The following is a 25519-nucleotide window of genomic DNA, read 5'->3' as shown; positions in this document are numbered from 1 at the left end:
TACGGGTAATCGTGCCGGTAAGAAGAGAGAGGAACGATGTATGATGGATCTCGATAATATTCCTGATACGCAAACAGAAGCTGAAGAGCTGGAAGAAGTGGTGATGGGGCTTATCATCAACTCCGGACAAGCGCGCAGCCTGGCGTATGCGGCACTGAAACAGGCGAAGCAGGGCGATTTTGCTGCAGCAAAAGCCATGATGGATCAGTCACGGATGGCATTGAATGAAGCGCATCTGGTACAGACGAAACTGATTGAAGGCGATGCGGGCGAAGGTAAGATTAAAGTGAGTCTGGTGCTGGTCCACGCTCAGGATCATTTAATGACGTCCATGCTTGCGCGTGAACTGATTACTGAATTAATTGAGCTTCATGAAAAACTGAAGGCATAAGGAGTCGATGATGCAGCCAGTGATTAACGCGCCGGAAATTGCCACTGCCCGAGAACAGCAGTTGTTTAATGGCAAAAACTTCCATGTGTTTATCTATAACAAAACTGAGAGTATCAGCGGGCTGCATCAGCACGACTATTATGAATTTACTCTGGTATTAACCGGGCGTTATTTCCAGGAGATTAACGGTAAGCGCGTGTTACTGGAACGGGGCGATTTTGTTTTTATTCCGTTAGGTTCGCACCATCAAAGTTTTTATGAGTTTGGTGCCACGCGTATATTGAACGTTGGGATCAGTAAACGCTTTTTTGAGCAGCATTACCTGCCGTTGTTGCCTTATTGCTTTGTCGCTTCGCAGGTATACCGGACCAATAACGCTTTTCTCACCTATGTGGAAACAGTGATTTCTTCATTGAATTTCCGCGAAACAGGGCTGGAAGAGTTTGTTGAGATGGTTACTTTTTATGTCATTAACCGTTTACGTCATTACCGCGAAGAACAGGTGATTGATGATGTACCGCAGTGGCTGAAAAGTACGGTAGAAAAGATGCATGATAAAGAGCAGTTTAGTGAATCGGCGCTGGAGAATATGGTGACGTTGTCAGCCAAATCACAGGAATATTTGACGCGAGCGACTCAACGATATTATGGCAAAACACCAATGCAGATTATTAATGAGATCCGTATTAATTTTGCCAAAAAACAACTGGAAATGACCAACTATTCCGTGACGGATATTGCGTTTGAGGCCGGTTATAGTAGCCCGAGTTTGTTTATTAAAACGTTTAAGAAATTAACGTCCTTTACGCCTAAGAGCTATCGTAAGAAATTGACTGAATTTAATCAGTAAGTCGTTATACCTGACAATTCACATATCTGTACTGTTGCTGGATTATTTATGTCCGGGGGGGCAGATATGCCAGATATCAGTATTCTGTACTGAAGGGAGAAATTATGAGCCAGAAATTAAAAGTCGTCACTATTGGTGGCGGGAGCAGCTATACCCCGGAGTTACTGGAAGGATTTATTAAGCGTTATCACGAATTGCCGGTCAGCGAATTATGGCTGGTGGATGTCGAAGATGGTAAAGAGAAACTGGATATCATTTTTGAACTCTGCCAACGGATGATTGATAACGCTGGCGTCCCGATGAAGCTTTATAAAACGCTGGATCGCCGCGAAGCATTGAAAGATGCTGATTTCGTTACTACCCAACTGCGCGTAGGCCAATTACCGGCGCGCGAACTGGATGAACGTATTCCATTAAGTCATGGTTATCTTGGTCAGGAAACCAACGGCGCGGGCGGTCTGTTTAAAGGTCTGCGTACCATTCCGGTGATTTTTGACATCGTAAAAGATGTCGAAGAACTTTGTCCGAATGCATGGGTGATTAACTTCACTAACCCGGCGGGAATGGTCACTGAAGCCGTTTATCGTCATACCGGATTTAAACGCTTTATCGGCGTGTGTAATATTCCGATCGGCATGAAGATGTTTATTCGCGATGTTCTGATGCTGAAAGACAGCGATGATTTATCTATCGATCTGTTCGGCCTCAACCATATGGTGTTCATTAAGGATGTGCTGGTAAATGGCAAGTCGCGCTTTGCCGAATTGCTTGATGGTGTGGCGTCAGGGCAGTTAAAAGCGTCCTCTGTAAAAAATATTTTCGATCTGCCATTTAGTGAGGGCTTAATTCGTTCGTTAAATCTGCTGCCATGTTCTTATCTGCTGTATTACTTCAAGCAGAAAGAGATGCTGGCTATTGAAATGGGCGAATACTACAAAGGCGGCGCACGAGCACAGGTAGTACAGAAAGTCGAGAAACAACTTTTTGAGCTGTATAAAAATCCGGAGTTGAAAGTTAAGCCGAAAGAACTGGAACAGCGCGGTGGGGCTTATTACTCTGATGCAGCGTGCGAAGTGATCAACGCTATCTACAACGACAAGCAAGCTGAACATTACGTTAATATCCCGCATCATGGGCATATTGATAATATTCCGGCAGACTGGGCGGTAGAAATGACCTGTAAGCTGGGGCGCGATGGCGCGACGCCACATCCGCGCATTACGCATTTCGATGATAAAGTGATGGGGCTGATTCACACCATTAAAGGCTTCGAGATTGCTGCCAGCAACGCCGCACTTAGCGGAGAATTTAACGATGTGTTACTGGCGCTAAACCTTAGTCCGTTGGTGCATTCCGATCGCGATGCTGAGCTGCTGGCACGCGAGATGATTCTGGCGCACGAGAAATGGCTGCCAAATTTTGCCGACTGCATCGCAGAGCTTAAAAAAGCACATTAACCGAGGCTGATTATGGAACGCTTACTGATTGTTAATGCCGATGATTTTGGCTTAAGCAAAGGTCAGAACTACGGCATTATCGAGGCCTGTCGCAATGGGATTGTCACATCGACGACGGCGCTGGTGAATGGGCAGGCTATTGACCATGCGGTGCAGTTGAGTCGTGATGAACCGAGTCTGGCCATAGGGATGCACTTTGTCCTTACTATGGGCAAGCCACTGACAGCTATGCCGGGGTTAACCCGCGATGGTGTGCTGGGAAAATGGATCTGGCAGTTGGCAGAAGAAGATGCTTTACCGCTGGAAGAAATTACTCAGGAGCTTGCCAGTCAGTATTTGCGTTTCATTGAGCTATTTGGACGCAAACCTACGCATCTTGATAGCCATCATCATGTGCATATGTTCCCGCAGATTTTCCCGATTGTTGTCAGGTTTGCGGCTGAAGAGGGGATTGCGTTGCGCATCGACCGTCAGCCGCTATCTAACGCTGGTGATTTACCGGCTAATCTGCGCAGTTCGCAGGGATTCAGTAGCGCGTTTTATGGTGAAGAGATTAGCGAGGCACTGTTCCTGCAAGTGCTGGATGATTCCAGCCATCGCAGGGAACGCTCGCTGGAAGTCATGTGCCATCCGGCGTTTGTCGATAATTTGATTCGCAAGAGTGCTTACTGTTTCCCACGGTTAACGGAGCTGGAAGTGCTGACATCAGCGTCGTTGAAATATGCAATTGCTGAGCGTGGTTATCGGTTGGGTAGTTATCTTGATGTGTAAGTAAGGTGGTAAGGTCACTCCCCAGGGGACGTGACCTTATCCATATTTACGCCGGAATTTTGTCAATCTTAGGAATGCGTGACCACACGCGGTGTGCTGCCATCAGCGTTAGCAGTTCATCCATAAAACTACCGTCAGCGCTGTCAGCTTCCACAATCCCTTCTTCACCCTGGTCAGCGACCTTGATTGTTGCTTTAAACTTGCGCGCGTCTCCCGCCAGCGCAATCGGTTTAAGGTGTTTGTAGGCTTCCATCAGGTAGTAGTTGGCATCGCCGTTGTCAGCGATATCCGCGATATTGCCGCAAGGGACAATGACCGCATCGACCGTCAGCGAAGGTGCACCGGCAAAGGTAGCGGCTATAGGCAACACCGTACCGTCATCCGCAGTCACTTCACCCATTCGGGAGTAGAGCAGTTTGGCATGAACGCCTTTGGCCTTCAGGGCCTTGAGAATGGCCAGAAGGTCTGCCGATCTCACTTCATCATTAAGTAAAATCGCTACCACGCGACCTTTCACATCACCGTCAGGAATGGCGTACAAACTTAAGGATGGATCCTTTTTCAGACCGTTGACGTCCGGAGGTGGGGTGATATTCAGCTGGTCGTCAGTCAGTTCGATACCGAGATTTTTCGCCACCGCCTGGGCCAGAGTGAGATCAATATGCGCCAGCTGGTCAACAACGCGCTCACGAATATACGGACGAACGACTTTGCTTAACTCAAAACTGAAACCATCGACAATATGGCGCTGCTCGAATGGCGTCTGACTTAGCCAGAACAGATGCGGATGGGAATAATATTCGCCAAACGATGGACTGCGCTCACGAACTTTATTTCCTTCCACGCGTTCCTGATATGATTCAAAACCGCCGCGTTTCGGTCCCGGCGGTGTTTCGCGCGGCCAGTTATCGTTGATCGAGTTCGGTTCGTAATTCGCCGGGTTAGTGTCGATCCCCATACGATGCATGCCATCACGCTGGAAGTTGTGGTAAGGGCAGGTCGGACGGTTAATCGGAATCTCATGGAAATTCGGCCCACCAAGACGACTGATTTGTGTATCGGTATAGGAGAACAAACGTCCCTGCAACAGCGGATCGTTGGTGAAGTCCAGACCAGGAACAATATGACCTGGATGGAATGCTGCTTGTTCGTTTTCGGCAAAGAAGTTATCCGGATTGCGATTGAGCACCATTTTGCCGACACGCTGAACGGGCACCAGTTCTTCCGGGATCAGTTTGGTTGGATCGAGAAGATCGAAGTCGAACTTGAATTCATCTTCTTCAGGAATCAACTGGAAGCCCAGTTCGTATTCCGGAAAATCGCCTGCTTCAATGGCTTCCCACAACTCGCGGCGGTGGAAGTCCGGGTCACGTCCGGTGAGTTTTTGTGCTTCATCCCAAACGAGTGAGGCTTTACCTGCCAGTGGTTTCCAGTGGAAACGTACAAACGTTGCCTTCCCTTCGGCATTAATCAGGCGGAAGGTGTGAATACCGAAGCCTTCCATGGTGCGGTAACTGCGGGGGATGCCGCGATCCGACATCGCCCACATCACGTTGTGCAGAGTTTCAGGTTGCAGAGAAACATAATCCCAGAAAGTATCGTGGGCGCTTTGCCCTTGTGGAATTGCCCAGTGTGGTTCTGGTTTTACCGCATGAACAAAATCGGGGAATTTATGCGCATCCTGGATAAAGAAGATTGGCGTGTTATTGCCAACGAGGTCAAAAATACCCTCTTCAGTATAGAACTTGGTGGCAAAACCACGGATATCACGCACGGTATCGGCAGAGCCAGCGCCACCCTGAACGGTAGAGAACCTAACAAATACTGGGGTGATTTTGTTCGGATCTGAGAGGAAATCCGCTTTGGTGATATCGCTTAAGCTTTTATATGGCTGGAAATAACCGTGAGCTGCTGATCCGCGTGCATGAACAATACGTTCCGGGATGCGCTCATGGTCAAAGTGGGTGATTTTCTCGCGCAGAATAAAATCTTCCAGCAGCGTTGGACCACGGTTACCGGCACGCAGTGAGTTTTGATCATCGGCGATGCGCACGCCCTGATTAGTGGTCAGCGCATAATTTTCACTGCCTTTGCGTACGTCTTCCAGAGAATTAAGTTTTTCGTTACGTGTATCAGGGGCTTTCAGGCTCCCAGGGGCGGTAGGTTGTGCACCTGGCGGTGTTGGTTCAGCCGCTGGACGATGAGATCCGTCCTCAGGTGCCAGTGAGTCCATCCCCGGTTTCGCTTCGCTGGAATCGTGTAGTGGTGACTGGTGCTGATGTGGGTTCTTTTCGTTATGTTGCGACATTGAACTCGTCTCCTTAATTTATTACTGAAAGGGCCGCTGTTTTGGTCAAAAAACTCTCTAACTATAGATCACCAGCCAGATCCCGCTTCGGAGACTATTCTGGAAACGGTGTTATGAAATACACGCAAAGCGGGACGTACAGGGGCTAAATCGGCTAAACTACAGTTTTTCTAATTTTTAATATGCGTTTAGTGAAGCCAGTAATGAAGAAACCGCTCCGCCAGCAAAACCGCCAGATTATTAGCTATGTCCCACGCACGGAACCCGCGCCGCCAGAACATGCGATAAAGATGGATTCGTTTCGTGATGTCTGGATGCTGCGTAGCAAATATGTTGCGTTTGTACTGATGGGAGAGTCATTTCTGCGCTCACCGGCGTTTACTGTGCCTGAATCTGCCCAACGTTGGGCAAATCAGATCCGCCAGGAAGGGGAAGTGACTGAGTAAGGATTACATACCTCCCGGTTTTGCCGGGAGTTACATGACCTGAAATTCTGCATTTCGTTGCTACATTCATTCAAACCACCTGTAACAAAAAGCTGCCTTTGACGAGCTATTGCTATAAATAAGTGATCTTTTTTCTTTAATTGTTTATTTATTTTAAAATGGTTAAGTTTTGCTAATCATGATGAGCTATTTTTGATAGTTCATCCTGTGGCGTCGCTCTTAAACTTATATTGTAAGTGACTTAGATTTAAATGAGATAATAATTTTGTTAACAATATGGGGCGGGAGATGTTTTCTACAAACTTAATACAGAGTAATTATGGTGATTTAAATATTAAAAGCCTGGCTTTCGACTCTTTTAAAGAAAGGCTTGAGTCTACCATGGCGGCACTCACTTTCTTTATATCAACGGGTCAATGTGACTGCGATGAAATAGCAGAGTCGAACTTCAATCGTATGATTGCCTATATGTCTAACATTAACTATGATGCCTCAAAGCCAGGAGCGCCAGCACTTAGTTTTGATACGTATCTGCAGGACAATGTTAAATATAGAGTGATAATTAATAATCTTTATGGCAGTGAGTTTCGGATAAGAGATATTAATGAGAATTTTGTTGGGATGGATTTTACCTGTGAATTCTGACCCGAAAAAATGACGAATTTGATCAATATAAAAAATAGTTTGGTTATTCATTATTTAAGGACTATATACTATGAAAAAAATTATATACATCCTGCCGGGAGCATTTTTGCTGCGATTCAAAAAAAAATGAGAGTCTCCTAAAGTTTCCTTCGATAATATCAATGCTTAATATCAATCTTCTTTTTAATCCACTAAATCTTCCGGGAATGGGAAGTGGTGTGCTTGAAGATATTATGAGTATTCCAGATAGTTCACTTAGAAAACGTCTCGGGTATGAGGTTTTAAGCTTCTCACTACAGGCACATTCATTGAGCCAGGAATGTATTGATAAGTTGGACATTTTTTTCGCTGACGATCTGTTTAAATATGAGTCAGTATGCATCGCCGCGATGGAACATTTAAAAAGTAAAGCAACGGCCCCTATACAAAACGGACCGTTGCCAGCATAAGAATTAACGGTGTGCCAGTTCGGCGTCGTCTTCGCTATCCAGAATGGCTTTATCGGTTTGCTTCAGCCACTGGCTGGTCAGCGTGCCAGCTGTCATCGAGCCACTAACGTTTAGCGCCGTACGGCCCATGTCGATAAGCGGTTCAACGGAGATTAACAGCGCCACCAGGGTTACTGGCAGGCCCATCGCAGGCAGCACAATCAGTGCGGCGAAAGTTGCACCACCACCGACACCGGCAACGCCTGCGGAACTAACGGTAACAATACCGACCAGCGTCGCAATCCACATCGGGTCCAGCGGGTTAATGCCAACCGTAGGCGCAACCATCACCGCCAGCATTGCCGGATACAAACCGGCGCAGCCGTTCTGACCAATGGTTGCACCGAAAGAGGCGGCGAAACTGGCGATGGATTCAGGAACGCCCAGACGACGCGTTTGTGCTTCCACATTCAGTGGGATAGACGCAGCACTGGAACGGCTGGTAAAGGCAAACGTCAGCACAGGCCATACCTTACGGAAGTACTTCAGCGGACTCACGCCATTAATGCCCAGCAGAATGCCATGCACTGCAAACATAATCAGCAGACCGAGGTAGGACGCGACAACGAAACTTCCCAGTTTGATGATGTCTTGCAAGTTAGAACCTGCAACCACTTTGGTCATTAGAGCCAGAACGCCGTAAGGGGTCAACTGCATGACAAGGCGAACCAGTTTCATCACCCAGCTTTGTAGGGTATCGATAGCGGCTAAGACGCGTTCACCTTTCGGCGCATCATCCTTCAGCAGTTTCAATGCAGCTACGCCGAGGAATGTGGCAAAAATTACCACGCTGATAATTGACGTCGGATTGGCTCCGGTAAGATCGGCAAACGGGTTTTTCGGGATAAAGGACAAGACCAGCTGCGGAACGCTCAGATCAGAGACTTTACCAACATAGTTACTTTCAATGGCGTTCAGACGTGCAGTTTCTGCACCACCCTGAACCAGACCTTCAGCCGTCAAACCAAACAGGTTGGTGACCAGCACACCGACCAGCGCCGCAATCAGCGTGGTAAACAAAAGCGTACCGATGGTCAGAAAACTGATTTTGCCTAACTGAGATGCGTTATGCAGACGGGCAACCGCGCTCAGAATAGAGGCGAAGACTAACGGCATAACGATCATTTGCAGCAGTTGAACATAGCCGTTACCAACGATGTTAAACCACTGTACAGAATCTTTAAGTACCTGGCTGTCAGAACCATAAATGGTATGCAGGGCAAGGCCAAAAACCACACCCATCACCAGACCCACCAGCACTTTTTTCGCCAGACTCCACTGTTTATGGCGGGTCTGAGCCAGCGCAAACAGCAGTACAACGAACACCACGATGTTCGCAATTAATGGAAAGTTCATCCCCGTTCTCCTGATCTTATTATTTCTATCACTGCGTAGCAGTCATAGTGTTGGCGCAAGATTAACAGAACTGTGAGCTGGCTCTTATATTCAAATGGAATTGCTTATTCCAGAAAGGTGATTTTTGCCTTTTTAGTATTCAACCTGATGCTTAATAAGCCGATGAAACTGGATCTGCAAGGTATTGATCATTTGCGATGACCAACGAACAGCGCTGTTCTCGGGTAATGAATGGGGCATCCATACCGACCAGACAAATAATGCCATGCAGATAAAACGTTCCAGTTGGTTGCCCTTTTGGGGAACCAGGATAGGCAAGCGGAAACGCCAGCGGCATGGCCAGAGCAGGGGAACACCGGCGGGTGTCAGCATATCGGCAAGTATGTGGCTCAAATAACCCAGCACCATTCCTTGTAGCGCATCAGCCGGAATGAACCAGCCTTCCGGAACCTTAAGGTAAAAGGTTGCCAGCAGCGCAAATACCGCCAGCAGACTGTGGGTAAAACCACGATGCCCAAAAGCGCGGGCGATCGGTTTTGATATCCATTTTAATCGCTGCCCAAGAAACGACTTTGGGTGATCGATGTCCGGTAACAAACACGTCAGGATTGCGGAAGGGACAATATGCCACCAGTCACCCTGTGCCAGCACGGGCGTCAGCTCGGCATTTTTGGCAAATACCGCACAAGCAATAGAAAAGAGAAGGTGACCTTCCGCCGTCATGATAAAACTCACTAAACTGTCGATACGTACAGTATAGGATTTTTATACAGTGCACGGAAGTGGTGACGGTGTAACTCTTTCTCTTAAATTGACGATTAATCCGTCAGTTGAATGCAAATTCAGATAAAGAACCAGGGGCAGCGTGATCACTGCCCCTGGTCATTAACCGAGAAGGTCTTTTGCGGTGAGTTCTGTCAGCGATGAGAGTTTGACGTTTGCTAATACAAAACGTGGATCATTTTGCGCTTCTGGCGCAGGAACGACGATGGAACGCATGCGGGCTGCTTTAGAAGCGATCATGCCATTTACCGAGTCTTCCAGCGCCACGCAGGTCAGTGGGTCAACGCCCAGTTTTGCTGCGCAGTCGAGATATACTTGCGGATGCGGCTTGCTGTAAGGCAGTTTTTCAGCCGAGGCGAGGGCATCGAAACTGTCGCGTAAGTCAAACATGGTCAACACTTTTTCCAGCATATGTAGTGGTGACGCGGAGGCCAGTCCCACCAATAAACCTTGTTCTTTGCATAACGCAACAGCTTCGCGCACGCCTGGTAATAATGGACGTGTCTCTTCAACCAGTGAAATGGCACGGGCAATAACCCGTTCTACTACTTCCTGACGGCTTGGCCCATTCCACGGTTGCCGGGCGTACCAAAGATCGACCACCATATCGATGCGTAAACCTAAGGTGTCCGGCAGCTCGTTACGACGGGAGATATCCACCCCCAGGCTTGCCATCACATCCAGTTCGGCTCGATCCCATAAAGGTTCTGAGTCGATAAGTAATCCATCCATATCAAAAATTGCAGCAAGAATCTGACGCGGGGTTGACATTACAACCTCTCCTTTAGAGCATTATGTGTAAGGTATTAAGCCGTGCTTATGATTAAGCGCCTATCATATCGCCTTTAAAGAATGGGCGAAAACAGATATCTACAGGTAAACTAAGTGAAACGACGCGTCTTAATCAAGGAGAACTCATGACGTATCAACAAGCTGGACGCATTGCTGTTTTGAAAAGGATTTTGGGTTGGGTGATTTTTATACCTGCATTGATCTCTACATTGATTTCTTTGCTGAAATTTATGAATACCCGGCAGGAAAACCAGGAAGGCATTAATGCGGTCATGCTCGACTTTACTCATGTCATGATCGATATGATGCAGGCGAATACGCCTTTTTTGAATCTGTTCTGGTATAACTCCCCGACCCCTAATTTTAATGGTGGCGTGAACGTTATGTTCTGGGTGATTTTCATCCTGATTTTTGTCGGACTGGCGTTGCAGGATTCCGGTGCCCGGATGAGTCGCCAGGCGCGCTTCTTGCGGGAAGGTGTTGAAGATCAACTCATTCTGGAAAAAGCCAAAGGGGAAGAGGGGCTAACGCGTGAACAAATTGAGTCCCGTATTGTTGTTCCGCACCATACTATTTTCCTGCAGTTTTTCTCACTATATATCCTGCCGGTTATTTGTATTGCTGCAGGTTATGTGTTCTTTTCTCTACTTGGGTTTATTTAATCAAAAGGCCGCACGGAGCGGCCATTATCCTCAACCCATATCATGCTGCTAATAATCTATCCAATGACTGCTGAGCAATAACCAAATGCTGACCGCCAAATAATCTTGCACGATTTAACAGCGTGTAGAGTTGGTAAACCGGTTGACGTTCAAGGAAATCGGCAGGTAGCGGGGATACTGACTGATAGCCGTCATAGATTTGTGGCGGCTGTTCAGTATGCAGCGGTAACATCGCCAGGTCGCACTCTCGGTCACCCCAGTAGCAGGCAGGGTCGAAAATGTACGGGCCATCCGGACCCAGCGCACAGTTGCCGGACCATAAATCGCCGTGCAACAGAGAAGGCTGCGGTTGATGCGAGGCCAGACGCTGCTGAATATGCTCGACGATGGCGTCGATATTGCCGAAAGCGATCCCTTTCTCTGCTGCCAGTTCCAACTGCCAGCCAATCCGTTGTTCAGCAAAAAACGTTGACCAGCGACGTTGCCAGGTGTTGGGCTGTGGAGTTGTGGAGAGCGAGTTATCAAAATCGAGGCCAAATTGTGGTTGGTCACTCCATTGATGTAAACGCGCAATTTGCTGACCAAGAATAAATGCGCTATGCGCATCCAGCGGACGAGGTGGGAGATAATCCATCACCAGAAAACTGTAGTCACGGTCAGCGCCTACTGCCCAAACCTTAGGCACGGTGACGGTTTTACTACGCGACAGTAACTCCAGTTGGTCGGCTTCGGCGGTAAAACCGGGAAGCAGTTCCCTTTCATCACATTTGACGAAAAAGTCATGTCCTGCATAGCGCAAATGCCATGCGGCATGGACTTCTCCGCCAGGCAGTTCATTACGCAGTTCGATTTCGCCTTCACCTAACTGCTCGCTCAAAAGACGACTGATTGCCTGCCACATGATGTCTCTCCCATGTTGTCTGCCAGATCATAAGGTTAGCGCAAGAATGCGGTGTAAAAACACGAGCTAACGCACACCACAGACTGATTATTGCCCAAAAACCATTTATTTTCTGTTGCTATTCCATTCCTCCCAGGTCGGGATGGTGATTTCAGGATCTTTGCCGGTTGCACTTTGGGTAAGCCCCGAAACCAGTTCTCTAATTTCTTCTTCACTTTGGGTACTGATAAGTCCAAAAGTGTTAGTCCCCAGCTCATGGATATTTCCCTCATCATCCGTCATGGTGAGCAAAAAACCGTCGCGAGTCAGGTAATTATTCAACTCGTTAATTTCAGTCAATGTATCCTCATGCAACATGACGGTTATGACATAACGGACAAGATCGCCACTGGCCATAGTTCACCCCTTTGTTATCACATGACTTTTGAGCATAGTCGGAGAAACGCGTTGCCGACAGGTTGGTGGTGATTCCCCCAATGCTGGGGGAATGTTTTTGTTAGCGGGAAAGGTAAGCGTAAATTTTTTGCGTATCGTCATGGGAGCACAGACGTGTTCCCTGATTGAGTGTGGCTGCACTCCCCGCAGCTACGCCAAAACGGACCATCTCTTCAAGAGAGGCATTTTCTGCCAGTTTCAGTGTCATCGCGCCGACCATGCTGTCACCAGCGCCAACGGTACTCTGGCTTTTCACCGGTGGTGGCACCACCTGAATGCAGTTTTCACTATCAACACCCAGCGCTCCTTGTGGACCAAGGGAAACGACAACCCGTTTGGCCTTGCCGCTATTAACGATTTCCTGCGCGGCTTTGCGGACATCGTCTGGCTGGGTGAGTTCGCGATTCACCAGCGCACTGAGTTCTTTTTGGTTAGGCTTAACCAACTCGATGTTACCAATCGCCAGTGCTGCACTTAACGCTTCGCCAGAACTGTCGATGATGCAGCGGATCCCTTGGTTTTGCGCAGCGGAAATCAGTTGGGTTAATTTTTCCAGCTTCACACCTGGCGGCAGGCTTCCGCTTATGACCAGGATGGCCCCGGATTCAATTTCCAGAACTTGCTCTTCAAGCTGGCGAAACTCATCTTCATTTAATGCCGCGCCTGGCATAACAAAACGATACTGCTCACCGCTTGCTTCCACATGTACGTGTAAATTCTGCCGGGTCCAGTCTTTGGCTTCTACAGTAGCGACGGGGACATTTTCATCCGCCAACAGAGAAACCAGGTGTTCGCCGGTCGCGCCACCCGCCGGGAAGATCGCTGTGGCACTGCCTCCAAGATGGGCAATGGCGCGGGCGACGTTGATGCCGCCGCCCCCGGGTTCGAACACCGGTGCGGTACAGCGCAGTTTTCCTTCGGGATAAATTTGCGGGGTAATTGTTGCGCTATCGAGAGAGGGCGCAAGTGTCAACGTATAGATACGTACCATCATTTCCTCCTATAGGCTGATTTCAGTCTGGCACCGAATCAGCCGAAAGTGAAGAAATTAACAATATGATTTATTAGAGCTTTATTTAAAATTTTGCAGATAAATATATATAAATAAAAATCTGTTTTCGCCACATGCTTATTCAAAAAATGAAATAAGAATACATTGCTAAGTTATTCGCGCCTTTTTATAATTCGTTACCTTTCCAGGGACGCTAATCTTTGATCCTTAAGAAAGTTTCCGGGACCGCGATGGTCTCTTTTTTTGTTGTACGGACTCTTGATAAATGAAGCTTTTGAAGACAGTTCCTGCCATCGTTATGTTGGCGGGGGGCATGTTTGCGTCACTGAATGCAGCTGCCGATGATTCCGTTTTTACTGTCATGGACGATCCTGCCAGCGCTAAAAAACCTTTCGAAGGTAATCTGAACGCAGGATATCTTGCACAATCAGGCAATACGAAAAGCTCCTCACTTACGGCTGACACCACCATGACCTGGTATGGACAAACCACTGCCTGGTCGCTGTGGGGGAACGCCAGTAATACTTCTTCTAATGATGAGCGTTCTTCAGAAAAATATGCGGCGGGCGGGCGTAGCCGTTTTAATTTAACTGATTATGACTATTTATTTGGTCAGGCAAGCTGGCTGACAGACCGTTATAACGGCTATCGAGAGCGCGATGTGTTGACCGCGGGTTATGGTCGTCAGTTTTTGAATGGCCCGGTACACAGTTTCCGCTTTGAATTCGGTCCAGGTGTGCGTTACGACAAATATACCGACAATGCCAGTGAAACTCAGCCGCTGGGCTATGCCTCCGGTGCTTATGCATGGCAGTTGACTGACAACGCTAAATTTACGCAGGGTGTTTCCGTCTTTGGCGCGGAAGACACAACGCTGAACTCCGAAAGCGCATTAAATGTTGCTATTAATGAACATTTTGGACTGAAAGTGGCTTACAACGTCACATGGAACTCTGAACCTCCAGAGTCTGCACCGGAACATACCGATCGTCGGACAACCTTATCGCTGGGCTACAGCATGTAAAATTATCTGCCGGACCGTGTTATGCGGTCTGGCTGTCTTCGTTTGTCACTGCTCAGCCCCAAATCATTGCTGCCCAACGTAGCAACAACATAGCGCCACAGATTGCCAGTAGCACCACCACCATCTTCCAGTGTTTTTTATCAAAGCGTTTAGTCGGCATACCAGTGTCCTGCATATCTCTTGTGCGTGATAACGGAGTGTAACAAAAGGGACAGGCATCAAGGGATTTTTTGTTATTACAGCCGTCGGGTGGCGTTGTACACCTGATCACTGTTTCTGCGTTTTATGAAAAAAATAAAATTATGTATCGATATACAAATATCATAAATAGCTGGTTATAAATACGTTTTTAGTTCATCAGCACTAAAACTCAGGCTTTGGCTGATTGCATTAATAGCAGCATAATATGTTTCTACAGTTTTATAATGATTATGATGAATGGCTATATGAACAGCTGACATGTTTTCATGATTTTTAGCGGCCAACAGTGTGAATAATTGACGTTGACTAAAAGAATATTTTTTTGCAAAAGTACTCAGTGTTGATATATAAGATAACACGACGTCTTTATTACCCTTGCTCATGGCGATGTATAAAGCAGGGGTTCCATGTGCTGTCGCGCCTTTTAATAAGTCCATGATGTTGATTTTGCTGAGTTTATATTTAACGGCGATCCCATAAACTTTAGAGAGGAACCGTGTGAAACACAAAGGGTGATTATTTTCCATTGCAGCAAATAACCCTGGTTCACCATCACGTGTTTTCATGGCTAAAATATCCATCACCATTTTTTTTGTTTAAAAGTTCTTGTGCTATTGGAGTGGTTAATGCATTCAGAAAGATATCGATTATTTCATCGAATCCATACAACATGGAGATATAGAGTCCAGGTGTTTCGTTAGCACTTTTAGTTTGAAGTAATTTAACCAGATTATCTTCATGAATGATATGATTGTATACCAGTGACTGGATTTCTTGCATAAATATTTTTACGTTGTCAGTTTGTCCGTTCATCATAGCCAGAAATAAAGCAGGTGTACCAACGCTATTCTGCGCAGTTATTATTTCAATGATTTCTTTTTCAGGGAGTATGGGCAACTGTTTGAATAGTGTAATAAGCTATTGAGTCTGGCCTGTGGCCATTATTAACAACATTGCCGATGGATGTATAGGGGCAAATGGCATTCGTGTCGTGATACCCGCTAAAATAGCAACTGGAACTCCCTCAGGTAATAGAGGAAGAATAGCAATTGCACAGTTGCGAACATACCTATCAGCCCAGGTCTGAGCATCGGGAGCTGAACTGATGAACTTATCAAGCGAGAGAAAGCGCCGTGCTGTCCTGTGGGTGCCTCTGACGGCAACGTTGGTATCGTTCGGGTCGTAAAAAGACACAACATAATTTAATTGTCCATACACTGACTGCTTTATTCGTAGCCTTACTGACAAAGTATGATTGTCTATATATAAAATCGCGGACATATGACTGACATTGTTTGCCATCATTCGACAAAAGAAAATATCTAAAGCGAAGCCAAAATCCTTACTCGCGATAACGCGACTCCCTGCAGGAGGATGGCGAAGTAATGCTCTGAACTCCGCATCCCGGACTAAGGGGATATGCTGCTGTATGGATTCAACGGAGGAGTAATGTTTAATCAGGTTGACTTTGCCTTTTCCATTTCTCAATGAATCAAGGGCGTATTGCAATGACAGATGGCGACAAAAAATAGCGTCAGAAGGAGATTGCAAAAAACATGCACTACCATTGAGATTTACTGTTGGGTGTATAGTTTTTTCTCTATGGATTTTTTTAGACAGTTTCATACAATGGTTACGATCTTCAGCAGTTAACTGTTCCTGTTCAATATAATCCAGTATGCTTCGAAAATGGTTAGCTTTAATAGGCGTGGTTTCCAGTAATAAGGAAATGAAATCTTTTTTATAGTGTAATGTAATGAGTATATTTTCTGCATGGATGGGTGAAGTGGCAAAGTTAATGGTAAAAAGGGCAGTGGAATAACAATTTTGTGATATTTTTCGACAGTTTGCGATAAATTCCTGAATAACACAGTATGACAGCATCGAACTTAAGTCAGAGGTATCAAGTAGGGTGATGAGCTGGCGCGCAAATTTATTAATAGGCTCTGATGAAGGTGTTGGTATGTCGCTATCGATGTGCAATCTATGAGGAGACTTATAATGAGTTCTGATAATGATATCGTTTTGACTCATAATCTATTCGCCTTATATATATCTGGAGGTTTTGAGGATGATGATTAATTATTATCGCCAGAACGAAATGTGCACGAAAAATTGTTATAAGAATTGTGTCACTTTTATCATTGTGATATGACCACTTCGTCATTAATCTCATGAGCGTTTAAAATACTACCGCCAAATCACGCAACGAACTTTGCTGGATTCAGTTTATGCTGCTGTAAATCCGCTCGCAGTAAACCTTTCAGACGCACCGTGATGTTATCAGTGGTTCTTTAAGCGTTTTGCTGGTGTACTCACTACAAACGAATTGCGAATCGAATCAATGTGAAACGGAAAGGTACAATCTCCCTTTTTTTAGTGTTAACATCGCTCAACCGGGTGGAAGGTGAGAGGTTAATGTCTTTCATTTGTGTACCTGATTGCGAACCAATTTAGCATTTGTTGGCTAGATGGTTTCGCAATGAACTGTTAATAAACAAATTTTTCTTTGTATGTGATCTTTCGTGTGGGTCACCACTGCAAATAAGGATATAAAATGCCTGTTATAACTCTTCCTGATGGCAGCCAACGCCATTACGACCACGCTGTAAGCCCCATGGATGTTGCGCTGGACATTGGTCCAGGTCTGGCGAAAGCCTGTATCGCAGGGCGCGTTAATGGCGAACTGGTTGATGCTTGCGATCTGATTGAAAACGACGCACAACTGTCCATCATTACCGCCAAAGACGAAGACGGTCTGGAGATCATTCGTCACTCCTGTGCGCACCTGTTAGGGCACGCGATTAAACAACTTTGGCCGCATACCAAAATGGCAATCGGCCCGGTTATTGACAACGGTTTTTATTACGACGTTGATCTTGACCGCACGTTAACCCAGGAAGATGTCGAAGCACTCGAGAAGCGGATGCATGAGCTTGCTGAGAAAAACTACGACGTCATTAAGAAGAAAGTCAGCTGGCACGAAGCGCGTGAAACATTCGCCAACCGTGGGGAGAGCTACAAAGTCTCCATTCTTGACGAAAACATCGCCCATGATGACAAGCCAGGTCTGTACTTCCATGAAGAATATGTCGATATGTGCCGCGGTCCGCACGTACCGAACATGCGTTTCTGCCATCATTTCAAACTAATGAAAACGGCAGGGGCTTACTGGCGTGGCGACAGCAACAACAAAATGTTGCAACGTATTTACGGTACGGCGTGGGCAGACAAAAAAGCGCTTAACGCTTACCTGCAGCGCCTGGAAGAAGCCGCGAAACGCGACCACCGTAAAATCGGTAAACAGCTCGACCTGTACCATATGCAGGAAGAAGCGCCGGGTATGGTATTCTGGCACAACGACGGCTGGACCATCTTCCGTGAACTGGAAGTGTTTGTTCGTTCTAAACTGAAAGAGTACCAGTATCAGGAAGTTAAAGGTCCGTTCATGATGGACCGTGTCCTGTGGGAAAAAACCGGTCACTGGGACAACTACAAAGATGCAATGTTCACCACGTCTTCTGAGAACCGTGAATACTGCATTAAGCCGATGAACTGCCCGGGTCACGTACAAATTTTCAACCAGGGGCTGAAGTCTTATCGCGATCTGCCGCTGCGTATGGCCGAGTTTGGTAGCTGCCACCGTAATGAGCCGTCAGGTTCGCTGCATGGCCTGATGCGCGTGCGTGGATTTACCCAGGATGACGCGCATATCTTCTGTACTGAAGAACAAATTCGCGATGAAGTTAACGGATGTATCCGTTTAGTCTATGATATGTACAGCACTTTTGGCTTCGAGAAGATCGTCGTCAAACTCTCCACTCGTCCTGAAAAACGTATTGGCAGCGACGAAATGTGGGATCGTGCTGAGGCGGACCTGGCGGTTGCGCTGGAAGAAAACAACATCCCGTTTGAATATCAACTGGGTGAAGGCGCTTTCTACGGTCCGAAAATTGAATTTACCCTGTATGACTGCCTCGATCGTGCATGGCAGTGCGGTACAGTACAGCTGGACTTCTCTTTGCCTTCTCGTCTGAGCGCTTCTTATGTAGGCGAAGACAATGAACGTAAAGTACCGGTAATGATTCACCGCGCAATTTTGGGGTCGATGGAACGTTTCATCGGTATCCTGACCGAAGAATTCGCTGGTTTCTTCCCGACCTGGCTTGCGCCAGTTCAGGTTGTTATCATGAATATTACCGATTCACAGTCTGAATACGTTAACGAATTGACGCAAAAACTATCAAATGCGGGCATTCGTGTTAAAGCAGACTTGAGAAATGAGAAGATTGGCTTTAAAATCCGCGAGCACACTTTGCGTCGCGTCCCATATATGCTGGTCTGTGGTGATAAAGAGGTGGAATCAGGCAAAGTTGCCGTTCGCACCCGCCGTGGTAAAGACCTGGGAAGCATGGACGTAAATGAAGTGATCGAGAAGCTGCAACAAGAGATTCGCAGCCGCAGTCTTAAACAATTGGAGGAATAAGGTATTAAAGGCGGAAAACGAGTTCAAACGGCGCGCCCTAACCGTATCAATGGCGAAATTCGCGCCCAGGAAGTTCGCTTAACAGGTCTGGAAGGCGAGCAGCTTGGTATTGTGAGTCTGAGAGAAGCTCTGGAGAAAGCAGAAGAAGCCGGAGTAGACTTAGTCGAGATCAGCCCTAACGCCGAGCCGCCGGTTTGTCGTATAATGGATTACGGCAAATTCCTCTATGAAAAGAGCAAGTCTTCTAAGGAACAGAAGAAAAAGCAAAAAGTTATCCAGGTTAAGGAAATTAAATTCCGTCCTGGTACAGATGAAGGCGACTATCAGGTAAAACTCCGCAGCCTGATTCGCTTTCTCGAAGAGGGTGATAAAGCCAAAATCACGCTGCGTTTCCGCGGTCGTGAGATGGCGCACCAGCAAATCGGTATGGAAGTGCTTAATCGCGTGAAAGACGATTTGCAAGAACTGGCAGTGGTCGAATCCTTCCCAACGAAGATCGAAGGCCGCCAGATGATCATGGTGCTCGCTCCTAAGAAGAAACAGTAAGGCCTTCAAGTAGCACTGTCTGTGGAGCCTTCGGGCTTCACAGGCTTTGTTCGCCTTTGTTTCGTTTATTAACAATGCGAAGTGGAAGTTATTAAAATGCCAAAAATTAAGACCGTACGCGGTGCTGCTAAGCGCTTCAAAAAAACCGGTAAAGGTGGTTTTAAGCACAAGCACGCTAACCTGCGTCACATTCTGACCAAAAAAGCGACCAAACGTAAACGTCACCTGCGTCCGAAAGCCATGGTTTCCAAAGGCGATCTGGGCCTGGTAATCGCGTGCCTGCCGTACGCATAAGCCGTTAACGTTTTTAACTTTTTAATTAGAATATAGATACAGGAGAGCACATATGGCTCGCGTAAAACGTGGTGTTATTGCACGCGCACGTCACAAGAAAATTTTGAAACAAGCTAAAGGCTACTACGGTGCGCGTTCTCGCGTATACCGCGTTGCCTTCCAGGCTGTTATCAAAGCTGGTCAGTATGCTTACCGTGACCGTCGTCAACGTAAGCGTCAGTTCCGTCAACTGTGGATTGCGCGTATCAACGCAGCAGCACGTCAGAACGGTATTTCTTACAGCAAATTCATCAATGGCCTGAAAAAAGCCTCTGTTGAAATCGACCGTAAGATCCTGGCTGATATCGCAGTATTCGACAAAGTAGCGTTCACCGCTCTGGTTGAAAAAGCGAAAGCAGCTCTGGCATAAGCCAGTTGAAAGAGGGAGCTAGTCTCCCTCTTTTCGTTTCAACGCCATCAAAACATTGACTTTTATCGCCGTAGCCTTTTCAATAAAGGTCTTTTGAAGAGTACCAAAAGGTAACGCAAGCAATGAATGCTGCTATTTTCCGCTTCTTTTTTTACTTTAGCACCTGAATCCAGGAGGCTAGCGCGTGAGAAGAGAAACGGAAAACAGCGCCTGAAAGCCTCCCAGTGGAGGCTTTTTTTGTATGCGCGTTTTGAAAAATAAAAAGCCTGTCTCATCAGGTGTAATTGTCGCAGCCAGTCTGGACACGGCCAGCGCGGAGAAACCGGAGCGTATTTAAGTACGTGAGAATTTCGAGCACTGCCCGGGACCAAAATGGCAAGTAAAATAGCCTGATGGGATAGGCTCTAAGTCCAACGAACCAGTGTCACCACTGACACAATGAGGAAAACCATGTCACATCTCGCAGAACTGGTTGCCAGTGCGAAGGCGGCCATTAGCCAGGCGTCAGATGTTGCCGCGTTAGATAATGTGCGCGTCGAATATTTGGGTAAAAAAGGGCACTTAACCCTTCAGATGACGACCCTGCGTGAGCTGCCGCCAGAAGAGCGTCCGGCAGCTGGTGCGGTTATCAACGAAGCGAAAGAGCAGGTTCAGCAGGCGCTGAATGCGCGTAAAGCGGAACTGGAAAGCGCAGCGCTGAATGCGCGTCTGGCGGCGGAAACGATTGATGTCTCCCTGCCAGGTCGTCGCATTGAAAACGGCGGTCTGCATCCGGTTACCCGTACCATCGACCGTATCGAAAGTTTCTTCGGTGAGCTTGGCTTTACCGTGGCAACCGGGCCGGAAATCGAAGACGATTATCATAACTTCGATGCTCTGAACATTCCTGGTCACCACCCGGCGCGCGCTGACCACGACACTTTCTGGTTTGACACTACCCGCCTGCTGCGTACCCAGACCTCTGGCGTACAGATCCGCACCATGAAAGCCCAGCAGCCACCGATTCGTATCATCGCGCCTGGCCGCGTTTATCGTAACGACTACGACCAGACTCACACGCCGATGTTCCATCAGATGGAAGGTCTGATTGTTGATACCAACATCAGCTTTACCAACCTGAAAGGCACTCTGCACGATTTCCTGCGTAACTTCTTTGAGGAAGATTTGCAGATTCGCTTCCGTCCTTCCTACTTCCCGTTCACCGAGCCTTCTGCAGAAGTTGACGTCATGGGTAAAAACGGTAAATGGCTGGAAGTGCTGGGTTGCGGGATGGTGCATCCGAACGTGCTGCGTAACGTTGGCATCGACCCGGAAGTTTACTCTGGTTTCGCCTTCGGGATGGGGATGGAGCGTCTGACTATGTTGCGTTACGGCGTCACCGACCTGCGTTCATTCTTCGAAAATGATCTGCGTTTCCTCAAACAGTTTAAATAAGGCAGGAATAGATTATGAAATTCAGTGAACTGTGGTTACGCGAATGGGTGAACCCGGCGATTGATAGCGATGCGCTGGCGAATCAAATCACTATGGCGGGCCTGGAAGTTGACGGTGTAGAACCGGTTGCCGGTAGCTTCCACGGCGTGGTCGTTGGTGAAGTGGTTGAGTGTGCGCAGCATCCGAACGCTGACAAACTGCGTGTGACAAAAGTGAATGTTGGCGGCGATCGCCTGCTGGACATCGTCTGCGGTGCGCCAAACTGCCGTCAGGGCCTGCGTGTGGCGGTAGCTACCATTGGTGCTGTTCTGCCGGGTGATTTCAAAATTAAAGCGGCGAAACTGCGTGGTGAACCGTCTGAAGGGATGCTGTGCTCCTTTTCTGAGCTGGGAATTTCTGACGATCATAGCGGCATTATCGAGCTGCCTGCGGATGCGCCGATTGGCACCGACATCCGTGAATACCTGAAACTTGATGACAACACCATCGAAATCAGCGTGACGCCAAACCGTGCCGACTGTTTAGGTATCATTGGTGTTGCGCGTGACGTTGCCGTGCTGAATCAGCTGCCGCTGGTTGAACCGGAAATCGTTCCGGTTGGTGCGACCATCGACGACACGCTGCCGATTACAGTCGAAGCGCCGGAAGCCTGCCCGCGTTATCTTGGCCGTGTGGTAAAAGGCATTAACGTTAAAGCGCCAACTCCGCTGTGGATGAAAGAAAAACTGCGTCGTTGCGGGATCCGTTCTATCGATGCAGTTGTTGACGTCACCAACTATGTACTGCTCGAACTGGGCCAGCCGATGCACGCTTTCGATAAAGATCGCATTGAAGGCGGCATTGTGGTGCGGATGGCGAAAGAGGGCGAAACGTTGGTACTGCTTGATGGCACTGAAGCGAAGCTGAATGCTGACACTCTGGTCATCGCCGACCACAACAAGGCGCTGGCGATGGGCGGCATCTTTGGTGGCGAACACTCTGGCGTGAATGACGAAACGCAAAACGTCTTGCTGGAATGCGCTTTCTTCAGCCCGCTGTCTATCACCGGTCGTGCTCGTCGTCATGGCCTGCATACTGATGCGTCTCACCGTTATGAGCGTGGCGTTGATCCGGCACTGCAGCACAAAGCGATGGAACGTGCGACCCGTCTGCTGATCGACATCTGCGGTGGTGAGGCTGGTCCGGTAATTGATATCACCAACGAAGCAACGCTGCCGAAGCGTGCAACCATCACTTTACGTCGTAGCAAACTGGATCGCCTGATCGGCCATCATATTGCGGATGAGCAGGTAACTGACATTCTGCGTCGTCTCGGCTGCGAAGTGACCGAAGGCAAAGACGAGTGGCAGGCAGTTGCGCCGAGCTGGCGTTTCGATATGGAGATTGAAGAAGATCTGGTCGAAGAAGTCGCGCGTGTTTACGGCTACAACAACATCCCGGATGAGCCGGTACAGGCAAGCCTGATTATGGGTACTCACCGTGAAGCTGACCTGTCGCTCAAGCGCGTGAAAACGCTGCTCAACGACAAAGGCTATCAGGAAGTGATCACCTACAGCTTCGTTGATCCGAAAGTGCAGCAGATGATCCATCCAGGCGTTGAAGCCTTACTGCTGCCAAGCCCGATCTCTGTTGAAATGTCAGCAATGCGTCTTTCTCTGTGGACCGGCCTGCTGGCAACCGTGGTGTACAACCAGAACCGTCAGCAGAACCGTGTGCGCATTTTCGAAAGCGGTCTGCGTTTCGTACCAGATACTCAGGCACCGTTGGGCATTCGTCAGGATCTGATGTTAGCCGGTGTGATTTGCGGTAACCGTTACGAAGAGCACTGGAACCTGGCAAAAGAGACCGTTGATTTCTATGATTTGAAAGGCGATCTTGAATCCGTTCTCGACCTGACCGGTAAACTGAATGAGGTTGAGTTCCGTGCAGAAGCGAATCCGGCACTGCATCCGGGGCAATCCGCAGCGATTTATCTGAAAGGTGAACGTATTGGTTTTGTTGGGGTTGTTCATCCTGAACTGGAACGTAAACTGGATCTTAACGGTCGCACTCTGGTGTTCGAACTGGAGTGGAACAAGCTCGCAGACCGCGTGGTGCCTCAGGCGCGCGAGATTTCTCGCTTCCCGGCGAACCGTCGTGACATCGCGGTGGTGGTCGCAGAAAACGTTCCCGCAGCGGATATTTTATCCGAATGTAAGAAAGTTGGCGTAAATCAGGTAGTTGGCGTAAACTTATTTGACGTGTACCGCGGTAAGGGTGTTGCGGAGGGGTATAAGAGCCTCGCCATAAGCCTGATCCTGCAAGATACCAGCCGTACACTCGAAGAAGAGGAGATTGCCGCTACCGTCGCCAAATGTGTAGAGGCATTAAAAGAGCGATTCCAGGCATCATTGAGGGATTGAACCTATGGCGCTTACAAAAGCTGAAATGTCAGAATATCTGTTTGATAAGCTTGGGCTTAGCAAGCGGGATGCCAAAGAACTGGTTGAACTGTTTTTCGAAGAGATCCGTCGCGCTCTGGAAAACGGCGAACAGGTGAAACTCTCTGGTTTTGGTAACTTCGATCTGCGTGATAAGAATCAACGCCCGGGACGTAACCCGAAAACGGGCGAGGATATTCCCATTACAGCACGGCGCGTGGTGACCTTCAGACCCGGGCAGAAGTTAAAAAGCCGGGTCGAAAACGCTTCGCCCAAAGACGAGTAATCTGATCTAACTAAAAAGGCCGCTCTGCGGCCTTTTTTCTTTTCACTGTCGAAGAGTCACCGTAAAATCAACGCCATGACACTTCAGCAGAACGGATACCATGCTGACACTTGCCCGCCAACAACAGCGACAAAATATTCGCTGGTTATTATGCCTGTCAGTTTTGATGCTGCTGGCGCTTCTCTTAAGCCTTTGCGCCGGTGAACAATGGATCTCGCCAGGTGACTGGTTTTCTCCTCGTGGCGAACTGTTCGTCTGGCAGATTCGCCTGCCACGTACGCTGGCTGTATTGCTGGTTGGTGCGGCGCTGGCTATATCCGGCGCAGTAATGCAGGCGTTGTTTGAAAATCCTCTGGCAGAACCTGGACTACTTGGCGTCTCTAACGGCGCAGGCGTAGGGCTTATCGCCGCGGTATTGCTTGGGCAAGGGCAACTCCCAAACTGGGCACTAGGGCTGTGTGCGATTGCTGGCGCGCTTATCATCACTTTAATACTCTTACGTTTCGCCCGTCGTCATCTTTCGACCAGTCGGTTATTGCTGGCTGGCGTTGCATTAGGGATTATCTGTAGCGCACTAATGACGTGGGCTATCTACTTTTCCACCTCTGTTGATTTACGTCAGCTGATGTACTGGATGATGGGCGGTTTTGGCGGCGTAGACTGGCGGCAAAGCTGGCTGATGCTGGCATTGATCCCCGTGTTGTTGTGGATCTGTTGTCAGTCCAGGCCGATGAATATGTTAGCACTTGGCGAGATCTCGGCGCGGCAACTGGGTTTACCCCTGTGGTTCTGGCGCAATGTGCTGGTGGCAGCGACCGGCTGGATGGTTGGCGTCAGTGTGGCGCTGGCGGGTGCTATCGGCTTTATTGGTCTGGTGATCCCACATATTCTTCGGTTGTGTGGTTTAACCGATCATCGCGTATTACTTCCCGGCTGCGCGCTGGCAGGGGCGAGCGCATTGCTGCTGGCCGATGTTGTAGCGCGCTTGGCATTAGCTGCCGCAGAGCTGCCTATTGGCGTGGTCACCGCAACGTTGGGTGCGCCGGTGTTTATCTGGTTATTGTTAAAAGCAGGACGTTAGCCGCAAAAAGACGGTCTATGATTAAAAGCTAAGATTTTTAC

General features: G+C 48.1%; 24 protein-coding genes, 2 pseudogenes and 1 other annotated feature. Of the genes and pseudogenes, 17 read left to right on the top strand and 9 right to left on the bottom strand.

Annotated features, from left to right (window positions below):
- Positions 1 to 40 precede the first annotated feature (40 nt).
- The 4 genes from chbA to chbG all read left to right on the top strand — a co-directional run bounded on the left by chbA (position 41) and on the right by chbG (position 3469).
- Complete coding sequence (gene chbA / locus ACJHXA_RS03215; RefSeq protein ID WP_000968915.1) at positions 41 to 391, top strand: PTS N,N'-diacetylchitobiose transporter subunit IIA; 351 nt, start codon at positions 41 to 43, stop codon at positions 389 to 391.
- Positions 392 to 398: 7 nt separating this feature from the next.
- Entirely contained in the window at positions 399 to 1241 is an 843-nt protein-coding gene (chbR, locus tag ACJHXA_RS03210; RefSeq protein WP_000983653.1) for a transcriptional regulator ChbR, read from the top strand.
- A gap of 104 nt (positions 1242 to 1345) precedes the next feature.
- A complete protein-coding gene (celF, locus tag ACJHXA_RS03205; protein ID WP_000078722.1) occupies positions 1346 to 2698 on the top strand; it encodes a 6-phospho-beta-glucosidase in 1353 nt (450 codons plus the stop codon).
- Between the two features lie 12 nt (positions 2699 to 2710).
- Entirely contained in the window at positions 2711 to 3469 is a 759-nt protein-coding gene (gene chbG / locus ACJHXA_RS03200) for a chitin disaccharide deacetylase (protein WP_000440466.1), read from the top strand.
- 46 nt (positions 3470 to 3515) lie between these two features.
- Here chbG and katE read toward each other — a convergent pair whose 3' ends face one another.
- Positions 3516 to 5777 (bottom strand): catalase HPII, encoded by a 2262-nt coding sequence (katE, locus tag ACJHXA_RS03195; protein WP_000077844.1) that lies wholly within the window; start codon positions 5775 to 5777, stop codon positions 3516 to 3518.
- 182 nt (positions 5778 to 5959) lie between these two features.
- Between katE and cedA the strand changes: the two genes are divergently transcribed.
- A complete protein-coding gene (gene cedA / locus ACJHXA_RS03190) occupies positions 5960 to 6223 on the top strand; it encodes a cell division activator CedA (RefSeq protein ID WP_001241567.1) in 264 nt (87 codons plus the stop codon).
- A 288-nt stretch (positions 6224 to 6511) separates the two neighbouring features.
- Positions 6512 to 7317: pseudogene (locus ACJHXA_RS03185) on the top strand (hypothetical protein).
- A 3-nt stretch (positions 7318 to 7320) separates the two neighbouring features.
- On the opposite strand, the gene tcyP reads toward ACJHXA_RS03185, so the two are convergent.
- The 3 genes from tcyP to hxpB form a co-directional block, all read right to left on the bottom strand.
- Entirely contained in the window at positions 7321 to 8712 is a 1392-nt protein-coding gene (tcyP, locus tag ACJHXA_RS03180; RefSeq protein ID WP_001010722.1) for a cystine/sulfocysteine:cation symporter, read from the bottom strand.
- 132 nt (positions 8713 to 8844) lie between these two features.
- Entirely contained in the window at positions 8845 to 9435 is a 591-nt protein-coding gene (locus ACJHXA_RS03175) for a metal-dependent hydrolase (protein ID WP_001297653.1), read from the bottom strand.
- A gap of 162 nt (positions 9436 to 9597) precedes the next feature.
- A complete protein-coding gene (gene hxpB, locus ACJHXA_RS03170; RefSeq protein WP_000106834.1) occupies positions 9598 to 10266 on the bottom strand; it encodes a hexitol phosphatase HxpB in 669 nt (222 codons plus the stop codon).
- Positions 10267 to 10412: 146 nt separating this feature from the next.
- On the opposite strand from hxpB, the gene ACJHXA_RS03165 reads away from it, so the two are divergent.
- On the top strand, positions 10413 to 10949 hold the full coding sequence (locus tag ACJHXA_RS03165) for a YniB family protein (RefSeq protein ID WP_000222172.1): 537 nt from the start codon (positions 10413 to 10415) through the stop codon (positions 10947 to 10949).
- Between the two features lie 40 nt (positions 10950 to 10989).
- Here ACJHXA_RS03165 and ACJHXA_RS03160 read toward each other — a convergent pair whose 3' ends face one another.
- From ACJHXA_RS03160 to pfkB, 3 genes are all read right to left on the bottom strand, one after another.
- A complete protein-coding gene (locus tag ACJHXA_RS03160; RefSeq protein WP_000267654.1) occupies positions 10990 to 11850 on the bottom strand; it encodes a fructosamine kinase family protein in 861 nt (286 codons plus the stop codon).
- A 105-nt stretch (positions 11851 to 11955) separates the two neighbouring features.
- Positions 11956 to 12246, bottom strand: coding sequence for a type V toxin-antitoxin system endoribonuclease antitoxin GhoS (gene ghoS / locus ACJHXA_RS03155; protein ID WP_000146155.1), 291 nt, complete (start codon positions 12244 to 12246; stop codon positions 11956 to 11958).
- A 100-nt stretch (positions 12247 to 12346) separates the two neighbouring features.
- The gene (pfkB, locus tag ACJHXA_RS03150; RefSeq protein ID WP_000251735.1) at positions 12347 to 13276 is read right to left on the bottom strand and encodes a 6-phosphofructokinase II; all 930 of its coding nucleotides are present in this window, start codon (positions 13274 to 13276) and stop codon (positions 12347 to 12349) included.
- A gap of 286 nt (positions 13277 to 13562) precedes the next feature.
- Here pfkB and ACJHXA_RS03145 point away from each other — a divergent pair, with 286 nt between their 5' ends.
- Entirely contained in the window at positions 13563 to 14321 is a 759-nt protein-coding gene (locus ACJHXA_RS03145) for a YdiY family protein (protein ID WP_000771396.1), read from the top strand.
- Positions 14322 to 14373: 52 nt separating this feature from the next.
- Here the strand turns inward: ACJHXA_RS03145 and yniD are convergent, their stop codons facing one another.
- Both yniD and espL1 read right to left on the bottom strand, forming a co-directional pair.
- On the bottom strand, positions 14374 to 14481 hold the full coding sequence (gene yniD, locus ACJHXA_RS03140; protein WP_001142445.1) for a small membrane protein YniD: 108 nt from the start codon (positions 14479 to 14481) through the stop codon (positions 14374 to 14376).
- Between the two features lie 175 nt (positions 14482 to 14656).
- Positions 14657 to 16556, bottom strand: a pseudogene (gene espL1 / locus ACJHXA_RS03135) (type III secretion system effector EspL1).
- Positions 16557 to 17079: 523 nt separating this feature from the next.
- On the opposite strand from espL1, the gene thrS reads away from it, so the two are divergent.
- The 9 genes from thrS to btuC all read left to right on the top strand — a co-directional run bounded on the left by thrS (position 17080) and on the right by btuC (position 25478).
- On the top strand, positions 17080 to 19008 hold the full coding sequence (gene thrS, locus ACJHXA_RS03130; protein WP_001144192.1) for a threonine--tRNA ligase: 1929 nt from the start codon (positions 17080 to 17082) through the stop codon (positions 19006 to 19008).
- Between the two features lie 3 nt (positions 19009 to 19011).
- Positions 19012 to 19554: a translation initiation factor IF-3 gene (gene infC / locus ACJHXA_RS03125; RefSeq protein WP_001700733.1), complete on the top strand. Its 543-nt coding sequence runs from the start codon at positions 19012 to 19014 to the stop codon at positions 19552 to 19554.
- Positions 19555 to 19650: 96 nt separating this feature from the next.
- Entirely contained in the window at positions 19651 to 19848 is a 198-nt protein-coding gene (gene rpmI, locus ACJHXA_RS03120) for a 50S ribosomal protein L35 (protein WP_001124225.1), read from the top strand.
- Positions 19849 to 19900: 52 nt separating this feature from the next.
- Positions 19901 to 20257: a 50S ribosomal protein L20 gene (gene rplT / locus ACJHXA_RS03115; protein ID WP_000124850.1), complete on the top strand. Its 357-nt coding sequence runs from the start codon at positions 19901 to 19903 to the stop codon at positions 20255 to 20257.
- Positions 20258 to 20373: 116 nt separating this feature from the next.
- Positions 20374 to 20498, top strand: a sequence feature (Phe leader region).
- Complete coding sequence (gene pheM / locus ACJHXA_RS03110) at positions 20380 to 20424, top strand: pheST operon leader peptide PheM (protein WP_001386830.1); 45 nt, start codon at positions 20380 to 20382, stop codon at positions 20422 to 20424. It overlaps the preceding feature by 45 nt.
- A 209-nt stretch (positions 20499 to 20707) precedes the next feature.
- Entirely contained in the window at positions 20708 to 21691 is a 984-nt protein-coding gene (pheS, locus tag ACJHXA_RS03105; RefSeq protein WP_000018596.1) for a phenylalanine--tRNA ligase subunit alpha, read from the top strand.
- 14 nt (positions 21692 to 21705) lie between these two features.
- The gene (pheT, locus tag ACJHXA_RS03100) at positions 21706 to 24093 is read left to right on the top strand and encodes a phenylalanine--tRNA ligase subunit beta (RefSeq protein ID WP_000672359.1); all 2388 of its coding nucleotides are present in this window, start codon (positions 21706 to 21708) and stop codon (positions 24091 to 24093) included.
- 4 nt (positions 24094 to 24097) lie between these two features.
- The gene (gene ihfA / locus ACJHXA_RS03095) at positions 24098 to 24397 is read left to right on the top strand and encodes an integration host factor subunit alpha (protein ID WP_001229265.1); all 300 of its coding nucleotides are present in this window, start codon (positions 24098 to 24100) and stop codon (positions 24395 to 24397) included.
- A gap of 100 nt (positions 24398 to 24497) precedes the next feature.
- Complete coding sequence (gene btuC / locus ACJHXA_RS03090) at positions 24498 to 25478, top strand: vitamin B12 ABC transporter permease BtuC (protein ID WP_000956519.1); 981 nt, start codon at positions 24498 to 24500, stop codon at positions 25476 to 25478.
- The last annotated feature ends 41 nt before the right edge of the window (positions 25479 to 25519 follow it).

The sequence above is a fragment of the Escherichia sp. WS33 genome, assembly GCF_046486385.1.
In the GTDB taxonomy this organism is placed as follows: domain Bacteria; phylum Pseudomonadota; class Gammaproteobacteria; order Enterobacterales; family Enterobacteriaceae; genus ECMA0423.
The sequence above is the reverse complement of the archived record's forward strand: the minus strand, read 5'-3'. Positions and strand labels throughout refer to the sequence as shown.